Here is a 14,910-nt window from a genome sequence, read left to right as displayed (position 1 = left end):
CATCGGACGTCAGGCGGTGAACTTGAGCGGCATCACGCCGCCATGGCGGTGGCCTGGCGGCTTTCATGGAGGCCAACGCTGGCCTCGCCAAACATCAACCAATCGCGCACGCCGGCCACGCATTGCCCTTCGCGGATCAGCTTGAAGTAGTAGCTGCCGTCCACCGTGTCGCCATACAGGCAGGCGCCGATGAGTTTGTTGTCCCTGAGCACCAATTTCTTATAGACACCGCCGAACGGGTCGGACAGCAGGATCTCTTCCGTGCCCTCGCCGCCCATGAAATCGCCCGCCGAAAACAAATCAATGCCGGTGACCTTGAGCTTGGTGGACACCTGCGAACCCAGGTAGCGCCCGATGCCATGCATGGCCAGGTGGTTGGCGCACACCTTGCCCTGGTCGAACAAGGGCGCCACCAGGCCGTAGGCGATGCCCCGGTGCGCCGCGCATTCGCCCACCGAGTACACGCGCGGATCGGTCACCGTCTGCATGGTGTCGGTGACGACGATGCCGCGGTTGCAATGCAGGCCGATCTTCTCAGCCAGGCCGGTGTTGGGCCGCACGCCAGCCGCCATCACCACCAGGTCGGCCAGCACTTCGGTGCCATCCTTGAACTTGACCGATTGCACGCGGCCCTCGGCGTTGCCCACCAGCTCTTGCGTCTGCGCGCCGATCATGAATTTCAAGCCGCGGTCTTCCAGCGACTTTTGCAACAGCTTGGCGGCCACGTCGTCCAGCTGGCGCTCCATCAGCCAGGGTGCGATGTGCACCACGGTCACGCTCATGCCACGCAGCATCAGGCCGTTGGCCGCTTCCAGGCCCAGCAGGCCACCGCCAATCACCACCGCGTGTTGGTGCGTGGTGGCCGTCTCGATCATCGTGTTCGTGTCGGCGATGTCGCGGTAGGCGATCACGCCTTGCAAGTCCTTGCCGGGCACCGGCAGGATGAAGGGGTTGGAGCCCGTGGCGATCAGCAAGCGGTCGTACTCGGCCTGCGTGCCATCTTCGGCCGTCACCAGGCGTTTCTTGCGGTCAATGCTGACCACCTTCTTGTTCAGGTGCAGCGTGATGCCATGCCCCGCATACCAGGCCAATGAGTTGAGGATGATCTCGTCCACCGTCTGCTCACCCGCCAGCACGGGCGACAGCATGATGCGGTTGTAGTTGGGATGGGGCTCGGCGCCGAACACCGTGATCTCGTACAGATCAGGGGCGATCTTCAACAGCTCTTCCAGCGTGCGGACACCGGCCATGCCGTTGCCTACCATCACCAGCTTCATCTTCTTCATGGCCGTGGTCCTTCTTGTGCCGGGGTCAGTCAGCGCCGCGCGGCACCGGCGGGCGCTTGTGGCGCCGAAGTCGTCGCCGGGTGGGCATGAACACGGGCGCGCCCGCCTTTTTCGGCCCAGGTGCGCGTCCAGCGAACCTGCATGATGCGCATCACCACCAGCATGATCAGGGCCAGCACCGCGAACAGCACGAAGCCCCACAGGTAGGTGCCCAGGTACTGCTTGGACAGGCCCATCGCGTTGGGCACCAGGCCGCCGCCCAGGGCGCCGATCTCTCCAATCATCGAACCGGCCACGGCCGTGCTCAAAGGCCAGCGCAATGGCACCAGTTGGAACAAGGCGCCATTGCCAGCGCCCAAGGCCGCGAAGCAGGTGATGAGCAGCAGTGTTGTCATGATCAGGGACGATGAGGACAGGCCCACCAAGGTCAAGGTGATCGCCACAACGGCCAGCACGATGGTCAAGGTGTTCAAGCCACCCCAGTGGTCCGAGATCCAGCCACCCAGGACGCGAACGAAGGCGCCCATGAAAGCCGCCAGCATCGTCAATTGACCCGCCTGCACTTTGCTGACGCCGAACTGGTCGTAGTAGTAAGTGGGCAGGAAGGTGATCAGGCCGATGAAGCCACCGAAGGTCACGCCGTAGATCAGGCTGAAAACCCAGCCATCTTTTTCAAACAGGCAAGCAATGTGCTCGCGGAAGCTGGCGTGCTTGTCCACATCGGGTGGCTCTTTGGCGAACAACACCATCACGACCATGGGCACCATGATGGCGGCCGCAGCCACGCCATACACCGCCTGCCAGCCCAGCCATTGCGCCAGGGGTGGCGCCACCAGCACCGACACCGCCGTGCCCACATTGCCCGCGCCCACCAGGCCCATGGCCAGGCCCTTGTGCTGCGGAGGGAACCAGCCCGAACCCAGCGACAAGGCCACACCAAAGCTTGCGCCCGCAATGCCCAGCAGCACCCCCATCTTCAGCAGGTCAGAGAACTCGTGCACCATGAACACGCCATACAGCATGGCCAGGGCGATCATGCCCATCTCGACCAACGTGGCGTTCTTGCGCCCGATGTACTGCGACAGCAGGCCCAGCGGAAAACGCATGACCGCGCCCGCGATGATGGGGATCGACAACATCAAGCCCTTCTCGGAAGGCGTCAGGTTGAAGGTTTCGCTGATGAAGGGCGCCATGGCGCCATTGAGCACCCAGATGCAACACGAGAACGAGAAGTACAGGAAGGCCGCGAACAAGGTCGGGCTGTGGCCGCTTCTTAAGAATGTTCTGAAACTGGACATGGCAATGGTGCGGTGAAAAGAATGCGAACAAAACCTCGCCAGACGCGTTGAGGCGCGCCTGAAAAGGCATGGAAAATAGGAAAAGCCCGCTGACCAGATTTGGCCCGGGCGATGGTGCTTGAGGTGCGCTGCCACAAGGGCAGGTTTCAAGCTTAGGCGTGGTGCTTCGTTGCACCACAACCAGATCCATGCAATATGCGCGCCAAGGTGCGATGACACCTTGGCAAGTAAGACCTTTCAGCTCATTCACGGAACCCCCACCATGTGGTTTTCAATGCGAAAGCGCCGCCCATGAGCATCACTCTGCTGGTGATGTCATCACCCGGCGACAACCCGACACCGACGCAGGGCCTGCTTCAAGAAGGTTCACTGGGCCCCGCCTGGACAGTCCTGAACGGCGGCGACTGCATCCATTTGATGCACCAATTCAATGCACACGCACCGAATCAGGTCGTGCTGCTGGGGCCGGTTTCGGTGGTGACCAATACCCTCGGTGCCTGGAACGGCATGCCCCCTTGCGCCGTCAGTTGGGTGGGCACCCAGCCCACCCACGAGGAGCTGACCCAATTGCTGGACCTGGGCCTGAGCGGCTGGTGGCCCGACACCGGCCTGTCGGCGGCAACCTTGGCCACCGGGCTGGCCCTGGATGGCCTGCGCTGGCAACGCCATGCCGCGCTGGCCCAGGCCTTGGGCCAGGTGCAGGGCCAGTTGAGTGACCGCAAGTATGTGGACCGGGCCAAAGGCGTGCTGGCGCAGGCCCGTGGGCTGGACGAAGACGAAGCCTTCAAGCTGCTGCGTGGCGCCGCCATGCACACCAAGTTGAAGATTGGCGACGTGTCCCGCTCGGTGATTGAAGCGGCCGCCTGGGCCGAGGCCCTGAACCGCGCGGGCCAGTTGCGCATGCTGTCGCAGCGCCTGGTCAAACTGGCGGCCCAGCGCCTGGCGGGTGTGGACGCGCACCGCGCCCGCAAACTGCAGGAAGACTCCGAACAACGCGCCCAGGCCAACCTGGACTTCCTGTCGGCCCTGCCGCAACTGGGCGCCCAGGGCGAGGCCTTGCCCGAAGCCGTGGCCCGAACGCAAGCCGCCTGGTCGATCCTGCAAAACACCCTGGCACAACGCAAATCGGCCGCCGTGCTGAAGCAGGCCGACGACAAGGCCAACGCCCTGTTGATGCAGGCCGAAGCCCTGGTCAGCGAACTGGAAACCGCCTCGGGCCGGCGCGCCTTGAACGTGGTCAACCTGTGCGGTCGCCAACGCATGCTGGCACAGCGCCTGGCCAAAGACGCCCTCCTGGCCGAGATGCTGGACGACAGCGCCCGCCGCGAAGGCTTCGCGCAGCTGAAATCCGAATTCGAAGCCGCCTTGCTGGAGCTGGAGCTGGCCCCGCTGTCCAGCCCTGAGATCCGCGATGCCCTCAAGGCCGCGCGCGAAGAGTGGACCCGGCTGCTCTCAGGCCTGCGCTTCCTGGACAAGTCGGAAAGCCGCCTGGCCATCAGCCGGGCCAGCGAAGTGCTGCTGGAAGTGTTTGAAGGCCTGACGGCGCTTTATGAGCGGAGCCTGCAGGTCATCATGTCGTGAGCGGCGTGGTGCCTCACCGTCTACTGATGGGCAATTCCGCCTTCATCAAGCCCGCCAACTGAGTCTCTTGCTCACGCAAAGCCTTCCACACCTGGCTGGCCCCCAGCGCTGACAAGTGGTTGTCATCCCGGTACAACAACGTGCCTCCCAGGCGGGTGGCACAGGCCTGGTCGTTGCAAAACAGCCTCTTCAAGTCAAGAACATGCGCATTCGGAGGCAACTTGAGTTGGCCCAGCAGGGCTCGCTCGGGCGCGTGCCAGGCGTCCACCTCGGCGCGGGTGAATTGCAAGTTGCCCGACTCCACGGCCCGGAAATCGCGCTGGGCCAGGTCCATCGGCTGGGTCAAGATCCGCACCTGGGTACGCGCTGCCAATCGGTCAACGAGGCCCTGCAGACGCTGTCGGTAGATCTCTTCTCGATAAGACAAGGAGGCCAACACCTTGTCGTCTTGCCCATCGCTGAGCATGAAGTGCTCAGGCATGGTGCGCCCCTCGTACACCCAACCACGCAGGTACAGGGTCCAACGGCTGGCCAGCACCACGGTGTCCGGCTTCACGGATTCGATCAAACGTTCAAACCGATCCAGCACACCGAACTTGTCGCACACATGGGCGCCATCGGTCTTGTCGATGCGGCGCAGGCCGGGCAGCGGTGGACAGCCAGAGTGGGTGATCACCAAAATGCGGGTGTCGGGCATGTTGGGCGTGCCCGCTTGCAAAGCCTTGGCGTGCGAGTCACCCCAGACCACCATGGTGCGGCGGCCGTGGCCCATCTGCAGGCAATCGCCCAGACCCAGGTCGCCCAGCAGGTGCCGGCAACTGCTGCGAGGTTGGGGATCTGTGACGGGTGAGTAGTTGACCAGTTGCGGGTTTTGCACCTCCCAGCGAGTGGGCAGCACGTGGAAGTGGCTGGCCATGCCAATGGCGATGAAGCCTGCCGTGACGGCGCCACTCAGGGCAAAGACCTGCCCCCGGTTCATCAACTGGCGCGAACGCATGGGCGTTTCAACCCAACGCCAGGTGGCATAGGCCAGCACCAGGGCCAGCACCGACAGGCTGAACATGACCACCGGGCTGGGCTCGCCACCCTGGGTCAGCCGGGTGAAGGCGAACAAAGGCTGGTGCCACAGGTAGGCGCTGTAGCTGATCAGGCCCACGCCCACCAGCACGCGGGTTGACAGCAACCTGCCCACCCAGGTGGTGGCGTTGCCAAACCCAATGACCAGGGCCGCGCCCAGCGTGGGGACCAGGGCGTAAACGCTGGGGAATGGCGTGGCCTTGTCGTACAGGATGGCCGCCGCCAGCATCAGGCCCATGCCCAGCAGCGACAGTGCCTGGCAAACGGCTTGCGGCAGTTGGCTCAGGCGGGCCTGGTTCAAGGCCAGCAGCGCGCCGATCAGCATCTCCCAGGCGCGGGTGGGCATGGCGTAGAAGGTCGAGGTGGGGAAGTGGGTGGTGCCCCATTGGGCCAGCCAGAGGCTGCCGATGGCCAAGGCGAGCAGGCCGATGCGCAAGGCCCAGCCGCCCAGTTTGGACAGCAGGATGAGGATGAGCGGGAAGAACAGGTAGAACTGCTCTTCGACCCCCAGGCTCCAGGTGTGCAACAGGGGGTTGAGCTCGGAGGTGGTGTCAAAGTAGCCCGCCGTGAAGACGTACAGCAAGCCCGACGAGAACACCGCCACGGCCGCGAGGCTTTGGCCAAACTTGATGAAATCGCTGGAGTTCATCAGCCACCAGGCCGCGCCCAAGCTGCACAGCAGCACAAAGCACAGCGCTGGCAGGATGCGGCGCGCCCGGCGTTCATAGAAGTCAGCGATGCTGAAGCGCCCGAGCTGCCGATCCTCCTGGATCAGGCTGGTGATCAGGAAGCCGCTGATGACGAAGAACACGTCCACGCCGATGAAACCACCATGGAAAGCGCTGAAACCCGCATGAAAGAAAATGACCGGCAACACGGAAATCGCCCGCAAGCCGTCGATTTCGGCACGATGACGCATACAAGCACCCTGATTTAATAGTGAGTGTTATTGTATGGTCATTGCATGCGCAGAACCTCTTGCGCGATGACCGCGGTCACGCGGTCTCGTCAGCGTCGCATCTGGCCTGGTCTCGTTCTTGAAACACCGGGTGCCATCGGTTCAATGACTCGCTGGCACGATCTCGATGTCAAACTGCTTTCCGCCCCCAATGCTGTTGGCTTGCTTGCTGACGGCACCGGAATCCTTGTCGGTATTCGCGCTGGTCTGAACCTTGTTGGCCGGCTGCCCCGTGTTGAGGATTGGATCGTGCTCGGACACAGTCACCGTGGCCTGCATCGCGGTCGAAATCTTTTTGCCATTGACATACCAGGCATGAGAGGGAAACACCGACCCGCTGACCAGCAGGCGATACTTGCCGCCTACCGATACCAGCGTGAATTCAGACCAGACCCATGGCACATGCACCGGCGAGTTTGCTTTTTCTATGCCAATTCTGTCGGTATGCCCACCTGCCCTGAATTTGATCAGGCCACTGACCAGCACTTTGTATTCACGTTTCAGGCTCAGGGTTGAAGAAGGATGCAGGCGACCGACGTAGATGTTAGACACCGGGCTTTTCTCGCCCGCATGGAAGTCCGGATCGTCAGGAATGGGCGCCACCATGCTGAATGCGGTGTCGATTTTTGTTTTATCAAAGGGCGGGGTATAACCAGGATCAAGGATGACATCCTTGACCTTGACCTCTGGCAATATCTGAACGACACAGGACATGAGCGCGCGGTATTGTTTTTTCAGCGCAAATGCCCGCACGTCTTTCATTTCCGACCCGGGCGCGGGATTGGAGGTCCCCACCAAACCCATGATCACCCGTTTGGCCCAATTGACGGAGGCGCCGGCCAGCATCCAGAATCCAACTTTGGGCAGCGGTGTTTGATCAATCCAACTGACGCAGGTGATTGATAATTCATTTTTCATGATTCTCCCTTCAATAGTATTCACTGGACCGGTCGGCTTGCACCGAGACTGGCCAACCCGTCAGAATCTTTGACGCAAGGTGCGGGTAGGGCCTTATTTATTCCACACCGGCCCCATGCTGACCAGGTTGGGCTTCGAAATCAAGGCGTGTCTGCCCCATGGCCAGTCTGCCCCACGCTAAGGCATTGAGCCGTACGGTGGGATCTGGTCGGGGTGAGAGGATTCGAACCTCCGGTCTCTACGTCCCGAACGTAGCGCTTTACCTGACTAAGCTACACCCCGCGGTGTGACTCCAATGCGAAACCGATCAAGACGATCGGTGCACCGAATCAGCCGACAATTGTAGCAACGCATCCCTGTAAACCGATGCAGGCAAAGCCACCAAACAACCCTCGGCCAACCGTGCCTGCTCCTCGGCCGCCTCGCGCGTGGCCTGCAGCGCGCCCGTCGTTTTGACGATGTCCACGATCTGCGCCATGCGCTCCACTTCGCCGTGGATGATGGCGTTGCGGATCATCTCGCGCTGCTCGGGCGTGCCACGCTGCATGGCCACCAGCAGCGGCAAGGTCGGCTTGCCTTCGCGCAGGTCATCGCCAATGTTCTTGCCCAGCTCGGCCGTGCTGCCTTCATAGTCCAGCAAGTCATCAATCAGCTGAAACGCCGTGCCCAAGGTGCGCCCGTAGGATGCGCAAGCCTCTTCGACTTCAGGCGTGGCATCCACGATCACCGCGCCCAGGCGGGCACTGGCCTCGAACAGCTTGGCCGTTTTGTACTCGATCACTTTCAGGTAATCGTCCACCGAGATGTCGGGGTCGTGCATGTTCATCAACTGCAACACCTCGCCCTCGGCGATCACATTGGTGGCCTCGGCCAGCACGTCCATCACGCGCAGACGGTTGGTCGTGACCATCATCTGGAAAGCGCGCGAGTATAAAAAGTCGCCCACCAGCACACTGGCCGCGTTGCCGAACATGGCGTTGGCCGTCTGGCGGCCGCGCCGCAGGTTCGACTCATCCACCACGTCGTCATGCAACAGCGTGGCCGTGTGGATGAACTCCACCACCGCCGCCAGTTCATGGCGCTGCGAGGTGTTGTTGCCCAGCGCCCGCGCGATCAGCAGCAACAGCATCGGGCGGATGCGTTTGCCGCCCGCGTTCACGATGTAGTTGGAGATCTGGTTGACCAGCGTTACCTTGGACGACAACCGGTGGTGGATGACCTGATCCACCTCGGCCATGTCAGGGGCCATGAGGCTGCGGTAGTTCACGGTGGGAGTGGAGGTGGCTGACACGCTGGACAAGGTTGGAGTGCGGTAAGCGGTGATTATAGGAACCCCCTTCGCCAGGGCGGTAACAGCGCGACAATGCCCATTCAGGAGCCCCACGATGAACACCGTTGAAGACACCGCTGTGACACCCCCGCCCTTGGCCCAAGCCGGCCTGTCGATGGCCATCATCGGCGCTGGCCCAGCCGGGCTCGCACTGGCCCTGCAAGCCGCCCAGGCCCTGCCCCAGGCCCGCATCACCGTGTTCGACGCCCGCCCGGCCGACAAGGACGTGTCTGGCGACCCGCGCACCTTGGCCTTGTCGCTGGGCAGCGTGCAAGAGCTGGAGCGCATGGGCGTGTGGCCCGCCATCCTGGCCCGCCAGCAGGTGGCGCCCATCCGCGCCGTGCACGTGTCTCAACAGCAACCGACCGTGCTGTGGCCAGGCCGCGATCAGCCCTTTGTGGCCATCAGCGCGGCCGAGCAAGGCGTGGCCCAGTTGGGCGCCGTGGTCAGCTACGGCACCCTGGTGGCGCCCATGCAGGCTGCCTGGGCCCAGGCCATCGCCCATGAGCCCGATCGCCTGCTGATGCGGTTTGGCACCCCGGTGAAGGGCCTCAAGCCCGTGCCCGGTGGCGTCGAGGTTGATGCCGAGATCGCGGAAGCCTTTGACCTGGCCGTGGTGGCCGAAGGCGGCGTGTTCGCCGACCAGCCCACTTTGCAATGGCCGCAGGGCGTCAGCCATGACTATGCCCAAACCGCCTGGGTCGGCCAGGTTTTATTGAGCGAGGACAGTGAAGCCGGGGTGGCCTACGAGCGTTTCACCCCGTCCGGCCCGGCCGCCCTGCTGCCTTTGACCGATGGCACCGTGGTGCCCGGCGGGCCCAGTGGCCGCCGCGCCGCCCTGGTGTGGTGTGTGCAGCGCGACGACGACCCGGTGCGCGACCTGACCGACGCCCAGCGTCTGGTGGTGCTGAACACCATCTTCCATGAGCGGGTGGGCAAGATCCACCAGGTCTCAAGCCTGAAGGCCTTTCCGCTGGGGCTCAATGCCCACCGCAGCCTGGTGAACGATGGCGCGGTGGTGCGCATTGGCAACGCGGCGCAAACCTTGCACCCGGTGGCGGGCCAAGGCCTGAACCTGGGGCTGCGCGATGTGCATGAACTGCTGTCGGCCATCAAAGGGGCGAGCGTGGCGGGGCGGGTGGATGTGGCGGCCGCCTTGCGGCATTTCCAGCGCCGCCGTCAGCCCGATCGCTGGGCCTTGATCGCGGGCACGGATTTTTTAGCCCGCAGTTTCACCTGGCCCGCACCCATCTTGGCCACGGCGCGCGGCCTGGGGCTGGGCGCCATGCAGGCACTGGGCCCGCTGAAGCACCGGCTGGCCAGAACGATGATGTTCGGCCTGCGCTGAAACAACTCAGCGTTGCAAGGCCACGATGGTGGACGCCCATTGGGCATCGACCAGGGAAGTCTCGGCGCTCGCGTGCAATCCATACATGGCCCACGCGGCCATGGCGGCAAACAGCGTGTTTTGCAGCAACTTTTTGCGCATGGAGATCTCCTCTGATTGAGCGGGCCGCCCTCGTGCAGCGGGACGACCTCATCTTATGAAGGATCATTCTCCTTACAAATGCGTAACAAAACCCCCTTAAGGGGGTAGTTCAGGGTTCATCCTGAGCAAAGTCGGCATCGCAGCCCCGGCCAGCGGCGATCACCCGGCGCGCCCAGCGCAGCCAAAGGCGCCGCAAAGGGCCCCAACTCATCCAGCGCCCAGCGGTGAAGCGGTCGGGGTCCACCAGCAAACCGCAGCGGTAAGCCGAGGCGTCATCCGACCACACCAACACGTCGCAAGCCCCTTTGCGGCGTCGGCTGATCAGCATGCCCACCGGACAGGGTTCGACCAGGCAACACACGCCGCAGCCATTGCAAGGCGCGCCCAAAGCGGGTTTGAGCGGTGCCTCTGCGTGAATATGGATGACTTGGTGGTGCATGAATGGCCGGGGTTTGCGACAATCTTGCCTTATGAACACCGTGCAGACCATCTCCCCCGCCGCCGACCAGCCTGTCGACCAGTACATGACCGCCGTGGGCCAGGCCGCCAGAGCCGCGGCCACCTTGATGGCCGCAGCCTCCACCGCCGCGCGCAACAACGCCCTGCTGGCCCTGGGCCGCCTGATCCGCGAGCAAGCCGCCGCCCTCAAGGCCGACAACGTGCAGGACGTGAGCAAAGCCCAATCCAACGGCCTGAGTGAGCCCATGGTCGACCGCCTGCGCCTGACCGACAAGGTCATCGAGACCATGGCCCAAAGCTGCGAGCAGGTCGCCGCCCTGCCCGACCCGGTGGGCGAGATGACCAACCTGCGCCGCCGCCCCACCGGCATCACCGTGGGCCAGATGCGCGTGCCCATCGGCGTGTTCGGCATGATTTTCGAGAGCCGCCCCAATGTGACGATCGAGGCATCCTCGTTGGCCATCAAGAGTGGCAACGCCTGCGTGCTGCGCGGCGGCTCCGAGGCCATCCACTCCAACGTGGCGCTGTGGAAGCTGGTGCAGGCTGCGTTGACCGAGGTGGGCTTGCCCGCCACCGGCGTGCAACTGGTGCAGACCACCGACCGCGCCGCCGTGGGCCAGATGATCACCATGCCCCAGTACGTGGACGTGATCATCCCGCGCGGCGGCAAGGGCCTGATCGAGCGCATCAGCGCCGAGGCCAAGGTGCCCGTCATCAAGCACCTGGATGGCAACTGCCACACCTACGTCGATTGCGAGGTGGACCTGGACCTGGCCGTGAAGGTGACCGACAACGCCAAGACGCAGAAGTACAGCCCCTGCAATGCCACCGAATCGCTGCTGGTGCACGCGAAGCAGGCGGCGGCCTTCTTGCCACGCATCGGCGCGGTGTTCGCCGCCAAGGGCGTTGAAATGCGCGCCGACCCGCGCGCCAAGGCCATCCTGGCCGATGTGCCTGGGGCCAAGGTGGTCGAGGCCACCGAGCAGGACTGGTTTGAAGAGTATTTGGCCCCGGTCATCGCCGTGAAGGTGGTTGATTCGCTGGACGAGGCCATCGCCCACATCAACCACTACGGCTCGCACCACACCGATTCGATCCTGACCACCAACCAGCCCAACAGCATGCGCTTCATCCGCGAGGTGGATTCGGCCAGCGTGATGATCAACGCGTCCACGCGTTTCGCCGATGGCTTCGAGTACGGCCTGGGCGCCGAGATCGGCATCAGCACCGACAAGTTCCACGCACGTGGCCCGGTCGGGCTGGAAGGGTTGACCTCGCTGAAATACGTGGTGCTGGGCCAGGGCGAAATCCGAACTTGAGTCAAGTGCGGATTTGAATGCTTGACCTGACGCCGGCCAATGTCGGCCTGATGCTGCTGGCGTCCACGGGCGCCGGCCTGGTCGATGCCATCGTGGGTGGCGGCGGCCTGATCATGGTGCCTTCGCTGTTTGGCCTGTTTCCGCAAGCCTTGCCAGCCACCTTGCTGGGCACCAACAAAGCCGCATCGGTCTGGGGCACGGGCTGGGCGGCCTGGCAGTTTTCCAAGCAAGTTCGGCTGCCCTCGTCGCGGCTGATGGGCGCCATCGTGGCGGCCCTGATCGGCGCGATCACCGGGGCCTGGCTGGCCACCCGGGTACCCGCCTCGCAATTCCGGATTGCACTGCCCGTGGTGCTGTCGCTGGTGTGGGTCTACACGCTGTGGCGCAAAGACCTGGGCCGCCACCACACGCCGCACTGGTCGCCCAAAACCGAGAACCTGCTCGCCACCTTGCTGGGCGCCACGGTGGGCTTTTACGACGGCCTGTTTGGCCCCGGCACGGGCAGCTTCTTCGTCTTCGCGCTGGTGCGTGGCCTGGGTTGGGATTTTCTGCACGCCAGCGCGGGCGCCAAGCGCCTGAACTTCGCCACCAATGTAGCGGCCCTCGCCTGGTTCATCCCGCACGGGCACGTGGACTGGGCCTTGGCTTTGCCCATGGCGGTGGCCAATGTGGCGGGCAGCAGCGTAGGCACGCGCCTGGCGCTGCGCCACGGCACGGGCTTCGTGCGAGGGGTGTTCCTGGTGGTGGTCGGCGCCCTGATCCTCAAGACGGCCTGGGACGCCTGGGGCGGCTTACTTTGAAGCCGGTCCGCTGTAGCTCATCCAACCGATGACGCTGGCGTTCAGGCTCTGGACGAAGAGCTTGCCACCCAACTCGGTCGCGGCCGTGGTTTCGGGATAGGTGCCGCTGGGGTCCTGCAGGTCGTCCACCACTTTGCCGGTTTCATCCAGGGCCACAATGTGGCCATAGGCCTTGGGCACGGGCCACAGGAAACGGGGCAGGCGCAGGGTCACGGTGCGGATGGCAGGGTGCTCGGCGGCGAAATCGATGATGGGGCTGCGCGGCTTGGTCAGCCCCACCCACAGGCGGCCTTGCTCACCCGCCACCAGGTTGTCAGGAAAGCCCGGCAGGTTGTCCACCAGCACGGTGGCCGCGCCCTGGCTGAGGGCATTGGCCAGCGTCGGCGTGTTCATCATCCCTTGGGTGGCGCGGGTCAAGGACAGCTTGGCCAGGTCGATCTTGATGATGCGGTAGGTGCCGGTCTCCGACAAGAACATCGTCTTGCCATCTTTGGAGAACGCCACGCCATTGGGAAAGCACAGGCCCGACAAGGCCACACGAGATTTCAAGGACACCGGGTCTGCCGCGATGAGCCGACCCGTGCAACTGTGCTCCAGGATGTCCAGCACGCTGGCTTCCAGGGTGCTTTTCCACTCGACCACGCCAAAGCGGCGGCTGGCATCGGTCAGCCAAAGCGTGCCATCGGCCCCCACCTTGATGGCATCGGCATAGCGGATCGGGTCGCCCGCCACCGGGTCGTCAATCGTGGTGAGCAAGGTCTCGACCTTGGCGCTGGCGCCGCTGCCTTCAATGCGCAGCAGGCCTTTCACGCCATCGGCCACCAGCACGCGGCCCTGGGCGTCCACGTCGGTGCCCAAGGGGCGCCCGCCGGTGTTGGCAATCACCTCGCGCGCTTGGCCGTCCGGGCTGAACTTCAACACATCGCCGTTGGCCAGGCCGGTGTACAACCAACCCTGGTGGGCGGTGATGTGTTCGGGGCCGATCTGGCCAGCGCCCAGGGTGATCTGCTGCAAGCCCGCCAGTTTCTGATTGACGGCATGGGCGCCCACGTAACCCAAGTCTTTGGGGGCCGACCAGACCACAGGATCTGCCGGAACGGGCCAGAACGCCAGGTAGGCCACCAAAGCGGCCACGGGTGTTGCCCACGAGGCCAGCCAGCGCAGACGGCCACGTTGGGCCGCAGGATTTGATGGGATCACACGCACTTGCGAACTCCAGCCGCCCCATCAACAGAGGCTATTGGTTTTATTAAATCGATTGAATTTACAAAACAACCCGCTGCCGCGATGATGAGAACAATTCTCAACGGAGCGCGATCATGGCCAAAACCGCCACATTCGGAGTGATGCACATTGGCACCTCGTTCACCGTGACCTATGCAATCACGGGCAGCGTCAGCGTGGCGGGGATCGTGACCTTTGTCGAACCGTTGGTCAACACGGTGATGCACTACTTTTTCGACAAATACTGGGACCGGGTCCCAGCCTGGGCTCACTTTTCGACGAAAGCGCGCTCGATCACGTAATCGCCCGGCTCGCCTTGCGAAGGCGAGATGTGGAAGCCGCGCGCATCCAGGATCTTGCACAGGTCGGTCAGCATGGAGGGGCTGCCGCACATCATGGCGCGGTCGGTGGCCGGGTTCAAAGGGGGCAGGCCGATGTCGGCGGCCATCTTGCCGTTCTCGATCAGGTCGGTCAGGCGGCCCTGGTTGCGGAACTCCTCGCGCGTCACCAGGGGGTAATAGATCAGCTTGTCGCGGATCAAATCACCCAGCAGCTCGTGGTCGGGCAGCTCTTCGGTGATGTAGTCGTGATAGGCCAGCTCGCTCTTGTAGCGCACGCCATGAACCAGCACCACCTTGTCAAACTTTTCGTAGGTGTAAGGATCCTGGATGATGCTCATGAAGGGTGCCAGGCCGGTGCCAGTGCCGAACAAGTACAGGTTCATCGCGGGCTTGAGGTCATCCACCACCAGGGTGCCCACGGCCTTGCGGCTGACCAGCAGCTTGTCGCCCACCTTGAGGTGCTGCAGGCGCGAGGTCAAGGGGCCGTCTTGCACCTTGATGCTCAGGAACTCGAGGTGCTCTTCGTAGTTGGCGCTGGCCACGCTGTAGGCACGCATCAAGGGCTTGCCGTTGACTTCCAGGCCGATCATCACAAAATGGCCGCTGGCAAAGCGCAGGGCCGGATCACGCGTGGTTCTGAAGGTGAACAGCGTGTCGTTCCAGTGGTTGACGTGGGTAACAGTTTCTGTATTGAAAGCGGCCATGACCAGGTTCCTGCAAGGCCTGCAACTTGCAGACCGGACTCTCGAAAACCCTCTATTGTCGCCCAGCTTTTGCAGCCCTGCCAACCGCTTCTCACACCCACCCCTGAAGTCCGGGGATTTGATCCG

13 protein-coding genes, 1 tRNA gene and 1 pseudogene are annotated in these 14,910 nt (G+C 63.4%); 5 read left to right on the top strand and 10 right to left on the bottom strand.

Annotated features, from left to right (window positions below; genetic code table 11):
• Positions 1 to 71 precede the first annotated feature (71 nt).
• Together Q7V20_RS07315 and Q7V20_RS07310 are read right to left on the bottom strand one after the other, a co-directional pair.
• Positions 72 to 1,286 (bottom strand): annotated as a pseudogene (locus tag Q7V20_RS07315) (NAD(P)/FAD-dependent oxidoreductase); the annotation flags it as partial.
• A gap of 29 nt (positions 1,287 to 1,315) precedes the next feature.
• Positions 1,316 to 2,584 (bottom strand): nitrate/nitrite transporter, encoded by a 1,269-nt coding sequence (locus Q7V20_RS07310; RefSeq protein ID WP_304788694.1) that lies wholly within the window; start codon positions 2,582 to 2,584, stop codon positions 1,316 to 1,318.
• 291 nt (positions 2,585 to 2,875) lie between these two features.
• On the opposite strand from Q7V20_RS07310, the gene Q7V20_RS07305 reads away from it, so the two are divergent.
• The gene (locus Q7V20_RS07305; protein ID WP_304788692.1) at positions 2,876 to 4,165 is read left to right on the top strand and encodes an ANTAR domain-containing protein; all 1,290 of its coding nucleotides are present in this window, start codon (positions 2,876 to 2,878) and stop codon (positions 4,163 to 4,165) included.
• Between the two features lie 13 nt (positions 4,166 to 4,178).
• On the opposite strand, the gene Q7V20_RS07300 is transcribed toward Q7V20_RS07305, so the two are convergent.
• The 4 genes from Q7V20_RS07300 to ispB form a co-directional block, all read right to left on the bottom strand.
• Positions 4,179 to 6,161, bottom strand: coding sequence for an acyltransferase family protein (locus Q7V20_RS07300; protein WP_304788690.1), 1,983 nt, complete (start codon positions 6,159 to 6,161; stop codon positions 4,179 to 4,181).
• Between the two features lie 141 nt (positions 6,162 to 6,302).
• A complete protein-coding gene (locus Q7V20_RS07295; RefSeq protein ID WP_304788688.1) occupies positions 6,303 to 7,118 on the bottom strand; it encodes a hypothetical protein in 816 nt (271 codons plus the stop codon).
• A gap of 205 nt (positions 7,119 to 7,323) precedes the next feature.
• Positions 7,324 to 7,400: transfer RNA gene (locus Q7V20_RS07290), tRNA-Pro, on the bottom strand.
• Between the two features lie 25 nt (positions 7,401 to 7,425).
• Complete coding sequence (ispB, locus tag Q7V20_RS07285; RefSeq protein ID WP_304788705.1) at positions 7,426 to 8,409, bottom strand: octaprenyl diphosphate synthase; 984 nt, start codon at positions 8,407 to 8,409, stop codon at positions 7,426 to 7,428.
• Positions 8,410 to 8,503: 94 nt separating this feature from the next.
• On the opposite strand from ispB, the gene Q7V20_RS07280 reads away from it, so the two are divergent.
• Complete coding sequence (locus tag Q7V20_RS07280) at positions 8,504 to 9,796, top strand: FAD-dependent monooxygenase (RefSeq protein ID WP_304788687.1); 1,293 nt, start codon at positions 8,504 to 8,506, stop codon at positions 9,794 to 9,796.
• Positions 9,797 to 9,802: 6 nt separating this feature from the next.
• On the opposite strand, the gene Q7V20_RS07275 is transcribed toward Q7V20_RS07280, so the two are convergent.
• Together Q7V20_RS07275 and Q7V20_RS07270 are read right to left on the bottom strand one after the other, a co-directional pair.
• Positions 9,803 to 9,937 (bottom strand): hypothetical protein, encoded by a 135-nt coding sequence (locus Q7V20_RS07275; RefSeq protein ID WP_304788685.1) that lies wholly within the window; start codon positions 9,935 to 9,937, stop codon positions 9,803 to 9,805.
• A 109-nt stretch (positions 9,938 to 10,046) separates the two neighbouring features.
• Positions 10,047 to 10,376, bottom strand: coding sequence for a hypothetical protein (locus Q7V20_RS07270; protein WP_304788683.1), 330 nt, complete (start codon positions 10,374 to 10,376; stop codon positions 10,047 to 10,049).
• Between the two features lie 49 nt (positions 10,377 to 10,425).
• Here Q7V20_RS07270 and Q7V20_RS07265 point away from each other — a divergent pair, with 49 nt between their 5' ends.
• A complete protein-coding gene (locus Q7V20_RS07265; RefSeq protein WP_370652423.1) occupies positions 10,426 to 11,715 on the top strand; it encodes a glutamate-5-semialdehyde dehydrogenase in 1,290 nt (429 codons plus the stop codon).
• A 17-nt stretch (positions 11,716 to 11,732) separates the two neighbouring features.
• Positions 11,733 to 12,515: a TSUP family transporter gene (locus Q7V20_RS07260; protein WP_304788679.1), complete on the top strand. Its 783-nt coding sequence runs from the start codon at positions 11,733 to 11,735 to the stop codon at positions 12,513 to 12,515.
• On the opposite strand, the gene Q7V20_RS07255 is transcribed toward Q7V20_RS07260, so the two are convergent.
• Positions 12,507 to 13,721 (bottom strand): SMP-30/gluconolactonase/LRE family protein, encoded by a 1,215-nt coding sequence (locus Q7V20_RS07255; protein ID WP_304788677.1) that lies wholly within the window; start codon positions 13,719 to 13,721, stop codon positions 12,507 to 12,509. The genes Q7V20_RS07260 and Q7V20_RS07255 overlap by 9 nt on opposite strands.
• Positions 13,722 to 13,834: 113 nt before the next feature.
• Between Q7V20_RS07255 and Q7V20_RS07250 the strand changes: the two genes are divergently transcribed.
• Positions 13,835 to 14,041, top strand: coding sequence for a DUF2061 domain-containing protein (locus Q7V20_RS07250; RefSeq protein WP_304788675.1), 207 nt, complete (start codon positions 13,835 to 13,837; stop codon positions 14,039 to 14,041).
• On the opposite strand, the gene Q7V20_RS07245 is transcribed toward Q7V20_RS07250, so the two are convergent.
• Positions 14,008 to 14,784, bottom strand: coding sequence for a ferredoxin--NADP reductase (locus tag Q7V20_RS07245; RefSeq protein WP_304788673.1), 777 nt, complete (start codon positions 14,782 to 14,784; stop codon positions 14,008 to 14,010). The two genes, Q7V20_RS07250 and Q7V20_RS07245, sit on opposite strands and share 34 nt — an antisense overlap.
• Between the last annotated feature and the right edge of the window lie 126 nt (positions 14,785 to 14,910).

The sequence above is a fragment of the Aquabacterium sp. genome (assembly GCF_030652515.1).
GTDB lineage: Bacteria > Pseudomonadota > Gammaproteobacteria > Burkholderiales > Burkholderiaceae_C > Aquabacterium.
This window is presented reverse-complemented; position numbering and strand designations above follow the sequence as displayed.